The sequence below is a fragment of the Nostoc sp. CENA543 genome (assembly GCF_002896875.1).
GTDB lineage: Bacteria > Cyanobacteriota > Cyanobacteriia > Cyanobacteriales > Nostocaceae > Trichormus.
This window is the reverse complement of sequence record NZ_CP023278.1, coordinates 4,893,193-4,912,312: the sequence shown is the minus strand read 5'-3', so window position 1 is coordinate 4,912,312 and position 19,120 is coordinate 4,893,193. Positions and strand designations below refer to the sequence as shown.

18 protein-coding genes are annotated in these 19,120 nt (G+C 40.9%); 8 read left to right on the top strand and 10 right to left on the bottom strand.

From position 1 onward, the window contains the following. Positions 1-24: 24 nt before the first annotated feature. Positions 25-2,187 (top strand): DEAD/DEAH box helicase, encoded by a 2,163-nt coding sequence (locus CLI64_RS20460; RefSeq protein ID WP_103138926.1) that lies wholly within the window; start codon positions 25-27, stop codon positions 2,185-2,187. A gap of 193 nt (positions 2,188-2,380) precedes the next feature. After that, entirely contained in the window at positions 2,381-4,087 is a 1,707-nt protein-coding gene (locus tag CLI64_RS20455; RefSeq protein ID WP_225977402.1) for a serine/threonine-protein kinase, read from the top strand. Positions 4,088-4,177: 90 nt separating this feature from the next. On the opposite strand, the gene CLI64_RS20450 is transcribed toward CLI64_RS20455, so the two are convergent. Then, positions 4,178-4,477 carry a 30S ribosomal protein PSRP-3 gene (locus tag CLI64_RS20450; RefSeq protein ID WP_015141290.1) on the bottom strand — a complete coding sequence of 100 codons (300 nt, stop codon included), beginning with the start codon at positions 4,475-4,477 and terminating at the stop codon, positions 4,178-4,180. Between the two features lie 205 nt (positions 4,478-4,682). On the opposite strand from CLI64_RS20450, the gene CLI64_RS20445 reads away from it, so the two are divergent. From CLI64_RS20445 to CLI64_RS20435, 3 genes are all read left to right on the top strand, one after another. Beyond that, complete coding sequence (locus CLI64_RS20445; RefSeq protein WP_103138925.1) at positions 4,683-5,048, top strand: four helix bundle protein; 366 nt, start codon at positions 4,683-4,685, stop codon at positions 5,046-5,048. Positions 5,049-5,124: 76 nt separating this feature from the next. Next, on the top strand, positions 5,125-5,946 hold the full coding sequence (locus CLI64_RS20440; protein ID WP_103140812.1) for a TIGR01548 family HAD-type hydrolase: 822 nt from the start codon (positions 5,125-5,127) through the stop codon (positions 5,944-5,946). An 81-nt stretch (positions 5,947-6,027) separates the two neighbouring features. Continuing rightward, positions 6,028-7,251, top strand: coding sequence for a DUF4336 domain-containing protein (locus CLI64_RS20435; RefSeq protein WP_103138924.1), 1,224 nt, complete (start codon positions 6,028-6,030; stop codon positions 7,249-7,251). 72 nt (positions 7,252-7,323) lie between these two features. Here CLI64_RS20435 and CLI64_RS20430 read toward each other — a convergent pair whose 3' ends face one another. Both CLI64_RS20430 and CLI64_RS20425 read right to left on the bottom strand, forming a co-directional pair. After that, the gene (locus tag CLI64_RS20430) at positions 7,324-8,811 is read right to left on the bottom strand and encodes an aminotransferase class I/II-fold pyridoxal phosphate-dependent enzyme (RefSeq protein ID WP_103138923.1); all 1,488 of its coding nucleotides are present in this window, start codon (positions 8,809-8,811) and stop codon (positions 7,324-7,326) included. Between the two features lie 250 nt (positions 8,812-9,061). Continuing rightward, on the bottom strand, positions 9,062-10,717 hold the full coding sequence (locus CLI64_RS20425; protein ID WP_103138922.1) for a mechanosensitive ion channel: 1,656 nt from the start codon (positions 10,715-10,717) through the stop codon (positions 9,062-9,064). Positions 10,718-11,071: 354 nt separating this feature from the next. Here CLI64_RS20425 and CLI64_RS20420 point away from each other — a divergent pair, with 354 nt between their 5' ends. Next, entirely contained in the window at positions 11,072-11,512 is a 441-nt protein-coding gene (locus CLI64_RS20420) for an SRPBCC family protein (protein ID WP_103138921.1), read from the top strand. 233 nt (positions 11,513-11,745) lie between these two features. Here the strand turns inward: CLI64_RS20420 and CLI64_RS20415 are convergent, their stop codons facing one another. From CLI64_RS20415 to CLI64_RS31660, 6 genes are all read right to left on the bottom strand, one after another. Continuing rightward, positions 11,746-12,342, bottom strand: a complete 597-nt coding sequence (locus CLI64_RS20415; protein WP_103138920.1) for a 2OG-Fe(II) oxygenase — start codon at positions 12,340-12,342, stop codon at positions 11,746-11,748. A 166-nt stretch (positions 12,343-12,508) separates the two neighbouring features. Beyond that, complete coding sequence (locus CLI64_RS20410; protein WP_103138919.1) at positions 12,509-12,901, bottom strand: DUF309 domain-containing protein; 393 nt, start codon at positions 12,899-12,901, stop codon at positions 12,509-12,511. Then, positions 12,898-13,263 (bottom strand): ferredoxin thioredoxin reductase catalytic beta subunit, encoded by a 366-nt coding sequence (locus CLI64_RS20405; RefSeq protein ID WP_103138918.1) that lies wholly within the window; start codon positions 13,261-13,263, stop codon positions 12,898-12,900. The genes CLI64_RS20410 and CLI64_RS20405 overlap by 4 nt, the downstream gene beginning before the upstream one ends. A 221-nt stretch (positions 13,264-13,484) precedes the next feature. Continuing rightward, on the bottom strand, positions 13,485-13,799 hold the full coding sequence (locus CLI64_RS20400) for a hypothetical protein (protein ID WP_103138917.1): 315 nt from the start codon (positions 13,797-13,799) through the stop codon (positions 13,485-13,487). 417 nt (positions 13,800-14,216) lie between these two features. After that, complete coding sequence (locus CLI64_RS20395; RefSeq protein WP_103138916.1) at positions 14,217-14,399, bottom strand: hypothetical protein; 183 nt, start codon at positions 14,397-14,399, stop codon at positions 14,217-14,219. Positions 14,400-15,144: 745 nt separating this feature from the next. Continuing rightward, positions 15,145-15,420 carry a hypothetical protein gene (locus CLI64_RS31660; protein WP_225977401.1) on the bottom strand — a complete coding sequence of 92 codons (276 nt, stop codon included), beginning with the start codon at positions 15,418-15,420 and terminating at the stop codon, positions 15,145-15,147. A 25-nt stretch (positions 15,421-15,445) separates the two neighbouring features. Here CLI64_RS31660 and CLI64_RS31655 point away from each other — a divergent pair, with 25 nt between their 5' ends. Then, on the top strand, positions 15,446-15,829 hold the full coding sequence (locus CLI64_RS31655) for a hypothetical protein (RefSeq protein WP_225977400.1): 384 nt from the start codon (positions 15,446-15,448) through the stop codon (positions 15,827-15,829). A gap of 67 nt (positions 15,830-15,896) precedes the next feature. Continuing rightward, positions 15,897-17,762, top strand: coding sequence for a penicillin-binding protein 2 (locus tag CLI64_RS20380; RefSeq protein ID WP_192881569.1), 1,866 nt, complete (start codon positions 15,897-15,899; stop codon positions 17,760-17,762). Positions 17,763-17,918: 156 nt separating this feature from the next. Here the strand turns inward: CLI64_RS20380 and CLI64_RS20375 are convergent, their stop codons facing one another. Continuing rightward, the gene (locus CLI64_RS20375; protein WP_103138914.1) at positions 17,919-19,016 is read right to left on the bottom strand and encodes a glutamate--cysteine ligase; all 1,098 of its coding nucleotides are present in this window, start codon (positions 19,014-19,016) and stop codon (positions 17,919-17,921) included. Positions 19,017-19,120 lie beyond the last annotated feature (104 nt).

Sequence of the window (19,120 nt, the reverse complement as noted above, 5' to 3'; positions counted from 1 at the left end):
TGGAAATACTTTTGATGAACAGACATGAGTGATGCTTTTAATCGACTTGCACCTTTTATTCAAGAATATATTTATCATCACAACTGGACGGAATTACGACCAGTGCAAATAGCAGCTTGTCAAGTAATATTTGACACTGATGCTCACTTATTAATTGCCGCCGCTACAGCCGCAGGGAAAACAGAAGCGGCTTTTTTACCTGTTTTAACTGTTTTACATAATCATCCTAGTAAAACTATAGGTGCATTATATATCGGCCCTATTAAGGCTTTAATTAATGACCAATTTGAAAGGCTCAATGATTTACTAAAATCCGCCGATATACCTGTTTATCATTGGCATGGGGATGTGGCGCAAAGTCGCAAAAATAAGCTACTACAAAATCCGCAAGGAATTTTACAAATTACGCCGGAATCTTTAGAGAGTTTATTAGTAAATAAATATAAGGATTTACCACGTTTATTTGGTGATTTGAGGTTTGTTGTTATTGATGAAATTCATGCTTTTATGGGGACTGAACGTGGTTGTCAAATTATTTGTCAATTACAGCGTTTAGCAAACTTCGCCCAAACACAACCACGCCGCATTGGTTTATCAGCTACTCTTGGTGATTATTCAATGGCTGAGGACTGGTTACGTTCTGGAACTGATAAACAAGTGATTACACCGCACGTTGCAACAGGTAAACGCCAAATCAAATTAGCTTTGGAACATTTTTATATTAATAATGAGGAAGATGATCAAGCAGATTATGAGGAATATATTTTTAATTTAACTCAATCTCGTAAATGTTTAATCTTTGCTAATAATCGCACTCAAACAGAATCAATTATTGCTTCGTTGAGAGAAATGGCGGCGAATCAAGCATTACCTGATATCTATCATGTACATCATGGTAGTATTTCTGCTAGTTTGCGGCAGGTGGCAGAAAATGCCATGCGCGAACCTCATCAACCGGCTGTGACTGCGGCTACTCTGACTTTAGAATTAGGGATAGATATTGGTCATTTAGAGCGCGTTATTCAGTTAGAATCACCGCTTTCTGTAGCTAGTTTCTTACAGCGTTTAGGACGGGCAGGCAGAAGGGGAGAAGCTGCTGATATGCGCTTTATTTGTGCTGAAGATGAACTATCAAAAGATGCTTCTTTACCAGAACAAATTCCTTGGCAACTCTTGCAATGTATTGCTATTATTCAACTTTATTTAGAAGAACGTTGGATTGAACCAATTAAGCCAATTCAATATCCTTTGAGTTTGTTATATCACCAGACAATGAGTGTTTTAGTAGCAACAGAGGAAATTTCACCGGCTGCATTAGCTAAACAGGTTTTAAATTTACCACCATTCCAGGCAATTTCTCAGGAAGATTATAAATTATTGCTGCTGTATTTAATTGATATTGGTCATATTCAGCGCACTGAGCAGGGTAAATTAATTTTGGGTGTAGCAGCAGAAAAAATAGTGGGTAAGTTTCAATTTTATGCTGTGTTTGCTGATAATCAAGAATATAGTGTGAAACAAGGGTCTACAGCTATTGGTAGTATTGTCATACCTCCTCCTGTTGGTAGTCAGTTTGGGTTAGCTGGGAGAACTTGGGAAGTATTGGAAATAGATTTTAAGAAAAGAAATATTGCGGTGAAGCAGGTAGAGGGTAAAGCTACTAGTTATTGGCGTGGTGGTGGAGGGACGATTCACACTAAAGTTTCGCAAAGAATGCGGCAAGTATTATTAGAAGATGTAGAGTATAGTTATTTGCAAAATAATGCTCACCAACGTTTACAGACAGTGCGTCAGCTAGTGAGGCAGGCTGGATTAGATAAGCAGAATATCGTCAGGTTAGATAATGGTAAATGCTGTATTTTTCCTTGGATGGGGACAGTAGGTTATCGGACTTTAGTCAGATTAATTAATAATTTCTGTCGTGAGTCGTTGGAAATTAGCAGTATTGGTGGTGTAAATCCTTATTATTTGACTATGAAGTTAGGGAAAAATAAATTTAAAGATGTCCGTCAAGAAATTATGGGTTTATGTGAGCAGAAAATTATTCCTGAAGCTTTGGTGAGTGATGCGGAAGCACCACAAATGCAAAAATATGACGAATTTATTCCGTATCCGCTTCTACGGAAGGCTTTTGTTTATGATTATTTAGATTTGGCAGAAGTTCAACAAATAGTATTAAATTGGTAAATAATTAATTGGGAATGGGGCATTGGGCGTTGGGCATTGGGCAGTGTAATAATTTTATGCGAAAGTTATACGATTGAGTTCGTAGTAAGGACTTTAGTCCTTTTTGAGAACTAAAGTTCTCACTACAAACTATTTAATTATTTACCCTATTCTAATTACATGAATAATATAGTTAATTAAGGGTTTTGGTGGGTTGAATATTTTACAAAACCGCTATTGTTTAATTAATTTAATTGGTAAAGGGGGATTTTGCCAAACTTATGTGGCTGTAGATGAGGGCAAATCACCCCAAATGCCTTGTATAGTTCAGAAAATAAGCAGTGTTAATTACACATACCAATCTTTTGCAGAAAAGGCACAGTTAATTCAAGCAATAGGAGAATATTCACTAATTCCAAATTTATTGGCACATTTTCAGGAAGATGGTTACTTTTATTTAGTACAAGAATTGATTCGTGGGTCGAATTTAGAGCAAGTATTGGCAGATGAAGGTAGTTTTAATGAGAGGCAAATTTGGCAGCTTTTACAAGAGATATTACCAGTCTTGCAGTTGATGAGCGATCGCCATCTGATTCACTGTGACATCAAACCCCAAAATATCATCCGCACTAACTCAGGAAATTTTACCTTAGTCGATTTTGCGAATACTCAAATCGTCTCAGAAATTAACACCAATCACAACATTACTGGTAATCCTGAATATGCTGCACCAGAACAAATTCAAGGTAAACCAGTATTTGCCAGTGACCTTTATAGTTTGGGTGTGACTTGTATTTATCTTTTAACTCAAATTCCACCCTTTGATTTATTTGACATTGCTAATGATTGCTGGGTGTGGCGACAATACCTGACTACAAAAATTAGCGATCGCCTCGGCAAAATTCTTGATAAACTCATCTCTAAAACCATTACCCAACGTTATCACTCAGCCGATGCGGTCATGTTAGCAATGGGGATGAATAACACATCTCAATATTCTCTCCAAAGTCAAAAATTCTCTACACCGTGGCAATGTACTTATACTTTCACAGGTAGTAGTGGTGTTAACACCCTTGCCATAAGTCCTGACGGCAAAATTTTAGCTAGTGGTGGCGAGAGCAAAACAATTAAATTATGGGACTTAGAGACAAAAAAAGTCGTCAATACCTTATCAGGACATTCCCAAAGCTTGACATCGCTGGTTTTCAGTCCCAACGGGGAAATTTTAGCCACCGCTAGCGATGACCACAGTATTAAACTATGGCACTTACCTACATCACAAGTAATTTACACCCTCACAGGACATAAAAACAGCGTCAAATCAGTCGCATTTAGTCCCGACGGACAGATTTTGGCGAGTGGGAGTTGGGACAAGCAAATCAAACTGTGGGATGTGAACACAGGGCAAGAAATCTGTCACCTCATAGGACATCAGTTACAGGTGAGTGCAGTCGCCTTTAGTCCTGACGGCAGACTTTTAGCTAGTGCTAGCTTTGACAGAACAATTCGCCTATGGCAATTGAAAAACCGCCAATGCTATGACTTGTTAGAAACAATCTCAGGTCATACACGGGCGGTTTTAGCGATCGCCTTCAGCCCAGATGGTAAAATTCTGGCTACAGGCAGCGATGATAACACCATTAAATTGTGGGATGTCAACACTGGTCAGCTAATTGACACATTATTAGGTCATTCTTGGGCAGTAGTCGCCTTAGCTTTCACCACCGATAGCACAACACTCATTAGTGCTAGTTGGGACAAAACCATCAAACTTTGGCAAGTCAACACAACACAACAGATAACTACTCTATTAGGTCATGTAGACTCAGTATCCACGGTTGCCGTCAGCCAAGTTGCACAACTAATAGCTAGTGGCAGCCGGGACAAAACGATTAGACTATGGCAGTTGAGTGCTGAGTAGTGAGTAATGAGTAATGAGTAATGAGTACAAAATACTAAATACCCAATGCCCCATGCCCCATGCCCCATGCCCAATTCCCCAATCCGCAAATCAAGCACTACCAGTGAAGGCAACTTCAGGGAATTTTAACTGTGCTTCTGCCATCGGACGGTTTCTGCCTTCCTCTTGCCAGTAGTTAATCACTTCTGTTGCTTTGTTGAGTAATTCTACACGGTCGATATCAGAAATCCAGTGTTTGGATTCGAGTTCTTTTTTCAACTCTTCCCAGGCATCATTTCTAGGCCAGAAAAAATACTTAGTCAAAGGACTTGTACCTTTGCCAACAACTTGATCGACTGCCAGGGCAACGTTCTCATCTAGCCAAAGGATTTTCAAAATGAACTTGGACAATTATACCTCCGGGGAATATCCGGCTATGACTTACTAAGTTTGCGATCGCTTATTTTAACTCAATATTCACCAGTTAACCAAATCAATTGGGGAATGGGGCATTGGGCATGGGGAATTGGGCATGGGGAATTGGGCATTGGGCATTGGGCATGGGGAATTGGGAATTTTAAAGATTAGTAGGGATATTTAGGGATAGAACATAGTTGTGAATAGACCTGATTTTGAGGATTTGGAAATATATAAATTGGCTGAAAATTTAGCTAATGTAATTTGGAATATTGTCAAGAAATGGGATAATTTCGCTAAAGATACAGTCGGTAAGCAAATAGTGCGTTCTGCTGATAGTATCTGTGCAAATATTGCGGAGGGGAGAGGTAGATACAATGACCGTGAAAACAGGCACTTTATCAAGATTGCCAGAGGTTCTTTATATGAAACAATTAGTTGGTTAAGGTTAGCCTATGTCAGAAAGTTACTGCAAGACGAAGATGTCACCAACTTTAAACCCATCCTAGACAAATTGCTACCCAAACTCAACGCCTATCTCAAATCCATAGGCAACAGAAACTAACCCATCAACATCAGTCAAGACATATTCCCATTCCCAATGCCCAATGCCCCATGCCCCATTCCCCATTCCTAGAATTATGATGAAAGAATCTTCAAAAAAAGCGATCGTTGTATTTGATATTGATGGTGTTATCCGTGACGTTGGCAGTTCCTATCGTCGGGCATTAGCAGACACGGTAGAGCATTTTACTAACAAAGCTTATCGTCCTACATCGTTGGAAATTGACCAACTCAAATCAGAAGGGATTTGGAATAACGATTGGGAAGCATCCCAGGAGTTGATTTACCGTTACTTTGCAAGCCAAGGAACACCACGCGAACAATTACAACTCAACTACGAAACTATAGTTACATTTTTTCAATCTCGTTATCGTGGCACAGACCCCGAAAATTGGACAGGGTATATCTGTGATGAACCGTTATTATTAAAACCTAGCTATTTAGAACAACTAACACAAGCGGATATTGCTTGGGGTTTTTTCAGTGGTGCTACTCGTGGTTCTGCTACCTATGTGTTAGAAAAACGTCTCGGTTTACAGTCTCCAGTCTTGATTGCAATGGAAGATGCACCAGGTAAACCAGATCCCACAGGATTATTTGCGACCCTCAAACAATTAGAAAATAACTCAGAAGAGACATCCAGCATTATATACGTAGGTGATACCGTAGCAGATATGTACACCGTCGGCAAAGCCAAAGAACTACAACCTCATCGCACTTGGATTGGTGTAGGTATTTTACCGCCCCATGTTCAGGAAACAACAGAACGTGCAGAAGCTTACACCCAAACACTAATCAAAGCAGGCGCAACCATAGTTTTAAGTAATGTTGAACAGTTAATTCCAGGTAAAATTGCTGAGTTAGTCAAGAGTCAAGAGTCAATAGTCAATAGTCATTAGTCATTAGTCATTAGTCATTAGTCATTTTCTCTACCTTGTCTACCTTGTCTCCTATTCCCAATGCCCAATGCCCCATTCCCAATGCCCAATGCCCCATCCCCAGATAAAATGAGTCCGAAAGATTTTACTTGGCCTTTTTGGTTTACTTTACCGCTTTATCCATACAGTAAGCGGCGAACGCTGCGGCAAGAAGTTATTAAAGATACTATCTGGACTTTTGACCAGATGCAGGGCGTTTTTTATGTGATTGTCCCTATTCGGATGACGGTGGTGAAATTAAGTGAGGGTGGGCTGTTGGTTTATGCGCCAGTCGCCCCGACTCGTGAATGTATTGGGCTAGTCAAGGAATTAGTGGCAGAACATGGGGATGTGAAATATATTATTCTGCCTACGATTTCTGGGTTAGAACATAAAGTATTTGTCGGGCCTTTTGCTAGACAATTTCCCCAAGCACAGGTGTTTGTTACACCAAATCAATGGAGTTTTCCCCTTAATTTGCCCCTGAGTTGGCTGGGTTTACCTCCTCAACGCACCCACATACTACCAGCCGATAGTAGTCAAACTCCTTTTGGTGATGAGTTCGACTATGCAATATTAGATACTATTGACCTTGGCCCTGGTAAATTTGCAGAGGTGGCATTTTTACATAAGCGATCGCACACTCTACTAGTAACAGATACGATTATTTCTATACCAGAAAATCCGCCTGCGATCGTTCAGTTAGACCCCTACGCCTTACTATTTCACGCCAAAGACCAAGCCGCCGATATCGTTGCCGACACTCCCGCCAACCGCCGCAAAGGATGGCAACGCATCACCTTATTTGCCCTGTATTTTAGCCCTAGTGCCTTAGAAGTTCCTCGTTGGGCTGAAGTCTTTCGCGATGCCTTCAAAGCCCCAGAAAGGTCATTCAAAGCTTATTTTGGATTATATCCCTTTAAATGGCGATATGATTGGCTGCGTTCTTTTGATGCAGTGCGTGGAGATGGACGTTTCTTTGTCGCACCTATATTACAGACATTGATTCTCAACCGCGCACCCCAAGAAACTATTAACTGGGCGAATAAAGTCGCTAGTTGGAATTTTGAATGGATTATTCCCTGTCATTTTGACGCACCAATTAAAGCCGAACCGCGTCAATTTCGCCAAGCTTTTTCTTTTTTAGAAAAACAACCTGCGGTGAGTGCAGGTGTATTTAATAGTAGTAGCTACCCTTTACCAGAGGAAGACTTTCAACTGTTAAAGGAAATTGATCAAGGTTTAAATAAAAGTGGGATTGTACCACCACCAAAAGAGAAATTGTAGGATTTTTGTAGATTTAAAATTCCTCTCTTAAACTCTTACTCTCTGCGTCTCTGCGTGAAACAGATTCATATTCTAGCTAATTACTTTCAAAGTTAGCAAACTAGGATCATGACAGCCAGTGATAAATCCGCCTTGCTGTTGAATGTGGTGTAAATATTCCAATATAGTTGGTGTAATGACTTCACCAGGAATTAACGCCGGAATTCCTGGGGGATAGGGACAGATAGTTTCAGCACAAATGCGATCGCACGCCTCCCACACTGGTACGATTTCACTAGCAGCAAAAAAAGCCTCACGGGGAGAAATTACCCTCACAAAACCCCTCTCCTGCAAAAAGAGAGGCTTTAATTCTTGCCCCCCTTCCCTACAAGGGAAGGGGTTGGGGGTTAGGTTTAACAACTTGATATTCTCTAAACTCCGAAAACCCTCCACTAACTTGTGAATATCTTCGCCTGTGTTCCCCAAACTAATAATAAAAGTAATATTTTGCAGGGTAGCAAACTCCGCCGTTACCCCTTGCGCGTCTAAAATTTCTTCCACCTCAAACCCAGTCAAACCCAACCTAGATACATTAACAGTCAGTCGTGTTGCATCTAAATCGACAAACCCCGATGATAACTCTCCTGTGGGTAGTTGCAAAACCGATAACCCTGGAATTTGACTGATTTTAGTTCTCGCATCACGCGCTAATTGCAAAGTCCGAGACATGATTTGTTTACCATCCACCGCCATCTGTTGACGCGCCGCATCGAGGGAAGCTAACAACACATAACTGGGACTAGTAGACTGTAAAAGTTGCAAAGCTTTACTGACTCGGTCAATATCAATTCTCTCACCTTGAACGTGCAGCATTGATGCCTGCGTCATTGCGCCGAGTACCTTGTGAATTGACTGCACAGTTAAATCTGCATTGCAGGCTAAAGCTGGGGTAGGTAGATCAGGATGAAACGCAAAGTGCGCTCCGTGGGCTTCATCTACCAATAAAGGAATATGATATTGATGGGTAATGTGGGCGATCGCTTGTAAATCTCCACAAACTCCGTAATATGTCGGGTAAACTGTCAACACAGCTTTAGCATCTGGATGTTGTTGTAATGTAGCTTGTAAATTCTCCGGCGTGATACTGTGGGCTATATCTAAAACTGGGTCATATTCAGGATGAATAAATATTGGCATGGCACCAGAGAGAATTAAACCAGCGATCGCTGATGAATGCACATTACGCGGCAAAATTATCTTATCCCCTACACCACAGGTAGCTAAAATAGCCGCTTCAATACCACAAGTTGAACCATTGACTAAAAACCACGTTTTTGCAGCCCCAAAAGCCGCCGCCGCTAACTGTTGCGCCTGCTGAATTACTCCCTGTGGGGCAGATAAATTATCTAAATCAGCCAACTCCGTCAAATCAACACCAAACACATCCTTACCCAGCAAATCAACCAAAGCTTGACTAATTCCCCGTCCCCGCTTATGTCCTGGCGTATAAAAAGCTGCATGAGGACGCGCCGCACAATTTTTTAAAGCTGCGAGTAAAGGTGCTTGATTTTGATTGAGCATTTGTAGAAAATCGAACCGCTTCAAACTTATATCATGTCTTTTAGGGGAGAGGTTTGGAAATGGTTTTTCCAGAACCTGTAAAAGTCAGGTTTCTCCCCCCTAATACCAATTCAAAATACTCTGCGAGAAGGCTTGCGCCTACAAAATTCAAAATAAAAAATGCCCAGTTCCCAATTTCTAGTCCAAGGTAAAAAGCAAAATAAAAATCTTTTGCCTTTTGCCTTTTGACTTTAACATCCCTTCTTTTGCGTCAACTCTTCTGCTTAAAAGACTCTACCCATTCTCGCATTTGTTCACGGGCGATATCTCTACCGCCAAGACCGAAGGCTAGGGCAATGGCAACGGCGATCGCACCTAGTAATAAGCCAAATGCTAAATTGACAATATCACTGGCTATGCCAATCTGTTGTAATGCCATTGCGGAAACTAAAGTAATGATGGAAATCCGCGCTACTTGACCTAAAATCATGGCTTGGCGGTTGCCAGAACTGGTAATAATGTTAAAGGCGAGATTGGCTAAAAATAAGCCAATGGCGAAGACTACTAAGCCAGCTAAAATTCGTCCAATAATTACCAGAATTCCTGTTACTAAAACCGTTAGTGCCGGAATGTTCAGAATATTAACGGCTGCGACTGTCGCAAATAATAAAATCCCGACTAACACCACAATCCCAGCAATTTCTGATGGGGTGCGTGTCGCCACTGTGGGGATGTGTATATCATCTGCATCAGTGACAGGCTTGGCTTTGGGTACGGGTAAACCCAGAATGGCGAAAATATTATTGAAACCCAAACTTGTCAGGATGCTGGTGACAATATCTGCTGCAAACCGTCCCAAAAAATAGGCGAAAATCAAGATGGCGATCGCTGTGAGGATGGCTGGTAAAACATTGAGAATCTGCTGTAACATGGCGATCGCAGGTACAGAGATAGCCTCAATTTTTAAGGCGTTGAGAGAGGCGATCGCGACAGGAATTAAAATCAAAATGTAAACTATTGTCCCTGTAATAGCTGAAAAAGACTGCATCCCAGCCGCAGGTGATAGCCCTAATCTACTACCTAAATGATCAACTCCCGTTGTCGCTAGCAAGTTAGTGACAATTTGCTTAACTACATTCGCTAAAAACCAACCAATTCCAGCAATCAGTGTTGCAGCTAATATATTCGGCAGAATCGAGAGAATTTCTGTAATTAAAGCTTGTATAGGCTGTAATGCTTCCTTGAGTCCCAACGTATCAAGAACAGGGACGAGAAACAACAGGAAGATAAACCAATATAAAGCCTGTCCGATAGTTTCACTTAAAGACAAACCCTGAAACTTGAAATTACCATCTGATTCATCTTGCTGCAAACGTTCATCCAGTTTCAATGCTTGCAGTCCACGTCTTGTCACCAACTTGACGATAGTCGCTAACACCCAAGCCAAACCTAAAAGTACAGATGCGCCTACTACTTTGGGTAAAAACCCAATGAGTTTTTCAAGAAAACTATTGAGTGGGCGAGAAGCTACCTCTAAGCCTAATGTTTGTAAGACAGCTACAACTGTTAAAAGGATAATGCTCCAAAAAACAAGGCCAGAAATAAATTTTTCAACTTGAGGTACATCCTGACGACTCGTAATTCCAGCCGCAATACGATTATCAATATCGGTGTTGTTGAGGACTTTACGCACAACAGCCGCCACACCAGCCGCAACTAACCAACCGACTAATAAAATTGCCGTTGCCCCTAGCAATCTTGGTATAAATTGCAGCACTGGCTGTAAGATTCCTTGTAAATCAGCCAGACCTTGATTCACCTCCGGTGACTCTACAGGTAAGCTTGGTGATTGTGCTAGTAGTTGCGCCCACCTCAATGATACATCTACTCTACTCGCCTGTAATATTCCTGAGAAAATAGTATTCATCATGTGTAAAAACATCACTATTTATAGCGAAGTAATCCAGTCATTCCCAGCGATCGCTAACATTAAGTGTTGCAATCATTACTCAGAATCTCCTATCCAAGTAACTATGTAAGAAAAGACATTCCAGTAAATTCGCTAAATAACGATGCTCCCTATTGTGTTCTACTCTTTTGCGTATTAATTTAACAGTAAGAATCCATTTTTCATAAACCAGTAGAGTATTTTTTTACTTTTTTCAGTAAATCTTATACAGCAGGGAACGAAGCAAAGTAAATAGTTATTCCCCTCTACTCCCATGCTTACCAATCCCCAATCTAAAATCTAAAATCTAAAATTCCTAGTCCCCAATCCCCAATGCCCCAACTCCTAGAACAATCAATACAAATTAACGCCACAGCCACCGCCGTAGAACGGTGCTTCACTGATTTAGAATTAATGCACCGATGGCTCAACCCTGTGCTGCGTTGTGAACCTGTAGGTGAAACTTGGAGTACAGAGGTAGGCAGTAAAAGCCGCTTTTTAATTCAAATTCCTATTATTCAACCCACCTTAAATAGTGTGGTAGTGGAGAGACAACCAGGTTTAGTGGTGTGGGAATTTCAGGGATTTTTTCAAGGACGCGATCGCTGGGAATGTCAACCCACACCATCAGGTACACTATTACTCAACCGCTTTGAATTCGAGATTCCCAACCCCATAGTTAATTGGGGATTTAACACCTTCGCCGCCAAGTGGACAAAAGAAGATATGCAATTACAGCTACGCCGCCTCAAACGAGTTGCAGAAGAAGCGTAAATGTTGCGTTAGTAGGGTATGAGGGCAAATCAATTCAAAATTCAAAATTCAAAATCCAAAATCCAAAATCCAAAATCCAAAATTGAATTGCCCAATCCCTCTAAGGGACTTCCAGAAAATAAATTATTCAATTTCCGAGAGAGAATATTTTGATTTGCCCCCTGCTCCCTGCCCCCCTGCTCCCCTGCTCCCCTGCTTACCACAGCGATTGTATATTTTTTAGTTGGAAGTCCCTAATTTCTCCTCGCCACCCTAGACTCCACTATAAACTCTGGTATTTCTAAGAGTTCAGCCTCGCTCAAACTATACTGTTCACAAACTAAACTCAGTCGATTTCCAGGGGTTTTGACGGCGTTTACAGAATGGGTTAAGTCGCCTTGAAAGTAAACTAAGCTATTCATTTGTGGCTTAATTTGTCCTAGTAGTCGTTTGTGGGACTTGAGTACCAATTCTCCCCCTTCCATATCCGGTGGCACACGCACGTAAAGGACGCTAACTACAGTAGGCGGTTCCACCGTTTTACAATAAGAACGCAAAGAGCGATCGATATGCGGATCAACACGAGAACCTTCTTTGAGCAATAAAGGATTGAGGTAAAAAGCGTTACAGTCAGGACGGAGGGCTAAATCTAGGTAAGGCTTAAAATATGGAAATTGCGTCTCTACCTGTGGGATGTGGGATTTTTGAAACACCACAGAAAATCCTTTAGTACCCACAAAATCGCGATTGAGGTTGTTGATAGCAAAGTAAGGACAAGCGTGAATTTCTCCCCAGAGGTGTTTGAGATAGTCGCTAGGGAAGACGTTATCTTGTTTTTGACAGTATTTCACAGGATTAAGAGTTTGCTGAAAAAATTCTGTGGTGGCGGTAGGGAATAGAGAACGGGGAACACAGTTTCACCCCTATTCTCTTGCACTTTTTTATTAGTCGATCAAAGCTGTAAACTCTCTCCCTTGCCCCCTGCCCCCTGCCCCCCTGCATGAACACAACTTTGCTTTAATCATTAGTCAGGATAATTTTGGGGATGGGTAAGGCGATATTTTCGTCAAGGTTATCATTATTATTGGGATTAACTGCGATCGCTTGTATGGCTTTTAATAAAATCGCGCTTTGACTCAGTAATTCATCAACATCAATCCCACCGTAAATAGATGGGTAACGTCTGAGGCGATTGCTACCCTCCCCAAGTAAAATAGCTGCACCCCGCCAGTTACGATTTCCCATATGATAAAGAGCCACAGCGATTTGGAGAATACCTTGATAGAAGGTTTTTTCCGGTTCGGTGGCTTCAATCCATAAAGCTTCTAGGGTGTCATGACAGGCATAGAACTGTCCAGCGTTAAATTGTTCTACACCTTGCCAGTATTCTAAAGGCATGGTTTCACTCATGCCATGCTTTCTCGTACTTCTTTAATCGTATCCAGAGAAATTTCTTGGCTTTGTCCGGCAAACTCATTATCTGGTGTCAGGAACAGCATACAATGACACTCTTTGCGTTCTCTCATTGGCACACAAGGACAGTTCCAATATGCAGCATTAACTTCAGCTTCTTTATCTTCGTAATGGCGACAGGGACACAAAGGGGAACCTAAATCATCTTTATGTTTCGCTAACCCTTCAATCACCACCGCAGTCACCGAAGGTTCAGCACAAAAGAAAGTTCCTGTACGCTTGGCATATTGTTCTGAAAAGTGGCGCATGGCCTCTAAACTTTTATCGCTAGATGTTGTGTTCGCTTCAGATGAAATCATTGGAATCGGCAGCTCATAATTTAAACATTTCTTTGCATTGTACCGCAGGACTGGGGACTGGTGAGTCAGCGCGGTCTTGGGGTTTCCCCCATGTTGGCGTAAGCCTTCTCTTCGAGACGCTACGCGAACCCGTAAGGGTGCGACTGACGAACCCCAAAGGGGGGATTGGTGAAGGTAGAAGGCAAAAATAAAAAGTAAAAAGGCAAAAGAATCTTTACTTTTTACAAATCTAAAAAAGGGAAAAGTTGCAGTAACACTCCACGTATTCTTAATAAGAAGACTGTTTGTCGTAATTTACTGCTTAACTTGGGAGGGGGACTGACTCGCAGTTGTTCTTGTAGTTGTGCGTATTCAACGGCTGTTAAGGGTTTCCCGTCTATGGGCGATCGCGCTTCAATGATAATCTCTGTCCGTAGTATTTCTTCAGGAATATCCTCTACAGGTGGTACAGCAATCACAGTCGCTCCTGTGTGGCTCACTAACCACACCAAAATGCTACTACTGAGGCTAATCACAAAAAACCTAATCCACTTCATGAATTTGGCGCACTTTTAGGCTAATAGCAAGCTTTAAACTCTTTCTACAGATGGCGATCGCTCTTTACTTTCTAGTAATAATACTTAGTTAGGTGCAATAAATATAACTATATTTTTTGCTTTAATTATAAATTAATTAATCACAATCCCTGTGATTTTTAGGTTGTTCCGACTAAGTAGTTAGTTTTTGATTTCTACTTGATTTGGACACTGAAGTGATAAATTCAAAATCTTCATCAGTGTCCTTTACCTACTGCTCTACCAATAATAAACTACTGGCAAGGCTCTGATTGAGCTTTGAGCCGTGATGTGATGCAAAATGCAGCTATATTGATATTTTCACTTGTAACTAATAGCCTCATTGAGTTTCATGAGGATTAGTTACAAACCTTTTTATAGAAGAATCAGAACTATCTTCTAGGGAGTTTTAGGACTAGCAGCTGGGGTTGTAGGTGGGGTTGTACCTGAATCAGTAGGTTCAGCAGGGGTAGTAGTAGTAGCAGGGGTAGTAGCATCGGGAGCAGAGGTATTGTCGCCACAAGCTCCTAAAAATCCAGCCAGACTTAACAGTAAAGCAAAACCAAAGATTTTTGTTTTCATAACTCCTCTTTCACCAATTGCGGCAATAAAACAATGTCGCCTGTTGAATACGATAACCTATTTTGCTGATTTTTTAAATTTTTTAAAGCCTTGCGAATGTATATTGAAAATCTATACATTTGTCCGGAGTTTATTGGTTTTATTATGATGTGCGGGTCGTGCCAGAAACCGAAAATCTGTCAATTATCAGAATCTAGTAAATAGCTCAGACATTGTAGTATGCGATCGCCCTGTTGATAGTGTGGGCATAAGCTGGCATTCAGTGCTGATTAAGAGCATAGATAAAACTTAAGTCGTTTTTCTCCTGCTCAATCAAACCGATGCTCTTTTTGCGGACAAATTTAGCAGTTCTAATTGCTTCATCAATGGTGATGTATTGAGTCGTTTTCCCTTTGCCTTTGTATTCTCAAACAAGCATCTTACGTGGAAAAAATACTAATTAGTATATTCTAACACCATTAAATCCGTCCCCGAAGGACGGGGAACTTTCAACCCAGTTTTTCGGTAAACTAACTTGATGAGTATCAATCAAAGTATTATTCGCGTTTGTGACCAAAGAGGTAGGGAGCAATTGCGGAGCAGCAAGGGAGAAACATTCTGTATTTCCACTTACCATAAGGGTTTAAAGCCCATAAATTCATTTATGGTTTCTCCCCTCTGCTCCCTGCCACTCTGCCTCTTACCTCTTCCTTGACTAGAGGGTAAGTCTAACCTTAGCAAAAACGGATAATCAGATTACAATACATTATTTCTTATCGTAAAAAGTTATGGCTGCTGTTCGTAAATCAGCTGTTTCTACAACTGGTAATTGGCTTCGCCAAGGTTCTACGCCTAGACGCAGGAGGCGAAAATCCGGCAGTTTGGGTTCTAGTGCTATCACTGAACCCTCTCCAGTAATCACTAAAGGACAACGTTCTACCTCAAAAGGCTTGTCTCTACCCTTAACGTCTGGACGAGAAAATCCTATTTCACCAACATCCTCACCCCTCAAAAGTCCATCACACCCGAAATTAAGAAACACGAAGTCAGAATCTCTGGACTTACCTGTGGTACCTAACGCCCAAGTTATGCCCTTGTGGTTGTTAAGACTCAACACTTTACATCGCCATTCCTCGATCATCGCTTTTTTATTGGTAAGTTCAGTTTTAGCTGTCTATGGGTGGACAGTTTACGCCCAGGAACTTTGGGGGCAAAATTACCGGAGGTTGCAAAACCTCCAACGCTATGAGCGACAAATGACAACTACCAACGCCACCCTCAAAAATAAAATGGCCGAGGAAGCAGAAAAATCAAGTACAGGGTTAGTATCACCATCTCCGGCTAATAGCGTTTTCTTATCTACGACATCCCCACCAACCCCTCTGAAATCCCCAGACAAGAAACCAACTTCAGAAACACAACAGCCTACTTCCTCGCCAATGGCATATTGATTTAGTCATTAGTCAACAGTCAACAGCCAACAGTCAACAGTCAACAGTCAACAGAAAAATCAGGGTAATGCCTAAATCACCGAGTCAATTAAAATTCAGAAAATTGCGTCAGCCTGCGGAATTTACTGGACGGCAAAGGGTTAATAGAGAACGGAATCGGAACAACACAGTCCCCTCCATTCCAGAACAAACATCAAATCCTAAATCCCGATTATTGACTGTTTGGGGCATATTAATGGCCTGTGGATTAGGATTGGCTATCAATTTGTATAATCTACAAATCATCCAGGGGAACAAGCTCACACAGAGGGCGAGAAACCAGCAAATGGTGAATTTGCGCCCCTATATGCCCCGTCGTCTGATTGTCGATCGCAATGATAATGTGTTAGCGGTTGACCGTCCCGTGTATACTCTGTATGCCCATCCCAAGTTGTTTGACAAGTCCCAAGAAGCCATAGCGGAAAAATTAGCTCCCCTGCTCGATAAAACTCCGGCTGATTTAGTCAAAATTTTTCAAAGTCGCAAAACGGGGATTACCCTTTCCTCAAGTTTGCCTGAAACCACAGCTGATCAAGTTACAGCCTTAAGGTTAAATGGTTTTGAGTTAATTCCCAAATATTCCCGATATTATCCCCAAGGAGACTTACTTGCAGATATTGTGGGATATGTCAATGTTGACAGACTAGGTCAAGCTGGTGTTGAACTTTCTCAGCAACAGTGGTTGGAACGTTCTGTGAAAACTGTGCGCTTAAGTCGGGCTGGAAATGGGGCATTAATGCCAGACTACGCGCCTGAAGGTTTTCTGAATGCTGATGATTTACGGATGAAATTGACAATTGATAGCCGTCTGCAAAGGGCGGCTCGAACTGCACTTAAAGAACAACTAGAAAAGTTTCAGGGTAAACGTGGGGCTGTCATTGTCATGGATGCTTTCGATGGCTCAATTTTAGCCCTGGTTTCTCAACCTACCTATAACCCCAACGACTATTCTAAAGCCGATATTTCTCTATTTAAAAACTGGACAGTCTCGGATCTATATGAGCCAGGATCAACATTTAAACCGTTAAATGTGGCGATCGCATTAGAAAATGGAGTCATCAAAGCCGATGATACATTTAACGACCCTGGCGCAATTCAAGTAGGAAAATACACCATTAGAAATGCTGGTCTTAATGGTTATGGGCGCATTAATATTGCTCAAATTCTGCAAAACTCCAGCAACATCGGTATGGTACAAATCATCCAAAGGTTAAAACCTTCGGTTTATTACAATTGGTTAGAACGTTTGGGTTTAGGACAAGCAGTTGATACAGATTTACCCTCTGTAGCTACTAGTAAACTCAAAAATCAAGAAACATTTATTCGTTCACCTATCGAATATGCAACTGCTTCTTTCGGTCAAGGATTTTCTCTCACACCTTTACAACTAGTACAAATGCAAGGCGCGTTAGCTAATGGTGGTAAATTAGTCACGCCTCATGTCATACAAGGATTAATTGATAGTAAAGGACAAGTTCACTACACACCTAATCGCCCAGCCCCACGCCAAATTTTCTCAACAACTACAGCACAAAAAGTTGTAGAAATGATGGAAACTGTGGTGACGGAAGGAACAGGAAAAGCTGCTCAAATTCCTGGTTATCGCATAGGTGGCAAAACAGGTACAGCCCAAAAAGCTAGTCCCAACGGTGGTTATATTCCTGGTGCTAGGATTACCAGTTTTGTCGGCATTTTACCTGTAAATTCTCCCCGTTATGTAATTTTAGCTGTGGTTGACGAACCTAAAGGTGCAAACGCCTACGGTTCAACTGTTGCAGCTCCTATCGTCAAGTCCGTAATGGATGCTCTAATTCCTATTGAAAAGATTCCCCCCAGTCAAGACATTGATTTACAATCTAATACAGATAATCAGAAACCAGCACCTAGAGATTAAAAGATTTATCGGCGTTTATCTGCGTTTATCTGCGTTTATCTGTGTTTTTATGAATGGAGCATTGATATATCAAATTGATTATTGAGTAAGACATCATATAACCAAATTCGTTAATATGCGAGATAAAATTCCCAATCCCCAGTCCCCAGTCCCTTACTAGTAAGTTTGTTTAAGAGTCTTTTCAATAGAGCCTACACTGTGAAAAATCTCTATTAATTCATGAGATTTTGTACGGCGTTTTTCTAACATTAATTGCAATGGTGTTAACAATTTCACATCAGGATCATCTCCTAGTGCAACTGTTACTGCTTGCAAGATTTGTTGAGCATTATTAAATATATCTTCGTGATCAAAACCAACTTTTGCTGATAATTGATGTAGAGATGTGTCCGGTGTGATGGCTCTACCTTTTAAAGAATCATCTAGTATTAAGCCTTTTAATAATGCTAATAATGCGGCATAGATATTAAAATCATCACAAGTATCAAAGGCTTTAAACTCAATGCGTCCTACTTCTGCGGGCAAACGAGCTATTTTTGTGAGTGACGGCACACTTTTAATTAATTGTTCTGCTTCAGGAACAAATACTAAAGTAGCTGACCTTTTACCTGTTCTAATAAATGTCCGCACTGATAAACCTTCCCAAAGTGTGCCGTTGTAAAAAGGCGAACTATAACTAAAAGGCACAATATAAGGACTGTAATAAGTCAACTTTTTCCCAATATCAATTAATTGGGGAATAGATAAATCTGGACAGGAAATATTTAAGTCTGGCCCATATGAAACCATGTAAATATAAGCAGTTTGTTCATCAGGATAGGCTTGTAACTGCTGAATTTCATATTCATTTAATGGTGGGTTCGGTTCAAAAACCGTTTTGTAGGGATTAAAACTAGTTAAAACTGGTGAAAATCCAAATTGAGCAGCTACTTGAGATAGTAAATCAAAACTATTGGATAATTCTTGGATTACATCCCGAATACAGGAGTGTATTGTAGTTCTAATTTCAATCCCTTTGGAGGTACAGTCAATAACTTCGTCGGAATCAGCAAATCTTTCAAATCCTTCAATATACCATCTTTTTTTCCTAATACCAGCATCACCTACTCGCAATTGCAAATGGTCATCAGGATATATAGGTAGTTGATCTACAATTTGAGCGAAATCTGCAAATTTTGTACAAGTAAAATCTGCAAACTTTCCTTCTCGATTGAGAAAAGCCACTTCATGTTCAATACCAAAGAAAAAACTCATAGCAATTAATAGGAAAAATTCTTAATAATCCCACCAGAATATAATACACCAAGCTAGTATGGTGGCGAGGTTTTTTAGGCGATCGCCATCTTCATGTTACTTTT

What these genes read in the sequence shown, in the direction of transcription:
- CLI64_RS20460 (WP_103138926.1), top strand. Translation starts at nt 25, where the DNA reads ATGAGTGATGCTTTTAATCGACTTGCACCTTTTATTCAAGAATATATT.
- CLI64_RS20440 (WP_103140812.1), top strand. Translation starts at nt 5,125, where the DNA reads ATGATGAAAGAATCTTCAAAAAAAGCGATCGTTGTATTTGATATTGAT.
- CLI64_RS20435 (WP_103138924.1), top strand. Translation starts at nt 6,028, where the DNA reads ATGCCCAATGCCCCATCCCCAGATAAAATGAGTCCGAAAGATTTTACT.
- CLI64_RS20430 (WP_103138923.1), bottom strand. Translation starts at nt 8,811, where the DNA reads ATGCTCAATCAAAATCAAGCACCTTTACTCGCAGCTTTAAAAAATTGT.
- CLI64_RS20425 (WP_103138922.1), bottom strand. Translation starts at nt 10,717, where the DNA reads ATGAATACTATTTTCTCAGGAATATTACAGGCGAGTAGAGTAGATGTA.
- CLI64_RS20420 (WP_103138921.1), top strand. Translation starts at nt 11,072, where the DNA reads ATGCCCCAACTCCTAGAACAATCAATACAAATTAACGCCACAGCCACC.
- CLI64_RS20410 (WP_103138919.1), bottom strand. Translation starts at nt 12,901, where the DNA reads ATGAGTGAAACCATGCCTTTAGAATACTGGCAAGGTGTAGAACAATTT.
- CLI64_RS20405 (WP_103138918.1), bottom strand. Translation starts at nt 13,263, where the DNA reads ATGATTTCATCTGAAGCGAACACAACATCTAGCGATAAAAGTTTAGAG.
- CLI64_RS20400 (WP_103138917.1), bottom strand. Translation starts at nt 13,799, where the DNA reads ATGAAGTGGATTAGGTTTTTTGTGATTAGCCTCAGTAGTAGCATTTTG.
- CLI64_RS20395 (WP_103138916.1), bottom strand. Translation starts at nt 14,399, where the DNA reads ATGAAAACAAAAATCTTTGGTTTTGCTTTACTGTTAAGTCTGGCTGGA.
- CLI64_RS20380 (WP_192881569.1), top strand. Translation starts at nt 15,897, where the DNA reads ATGCCTAAATCACCGAGTCAATTAAAATTCAGAAAATTGCGTCAGCCT.
- CLI64_RS20375 (WP_103138914.1), bottom strand. Translation starts at nt 19,016, where the DNA reads ATGAGTTTTTTCTTTGGTATTGAACATGAAGTGGCTTTTCTCAATCGA.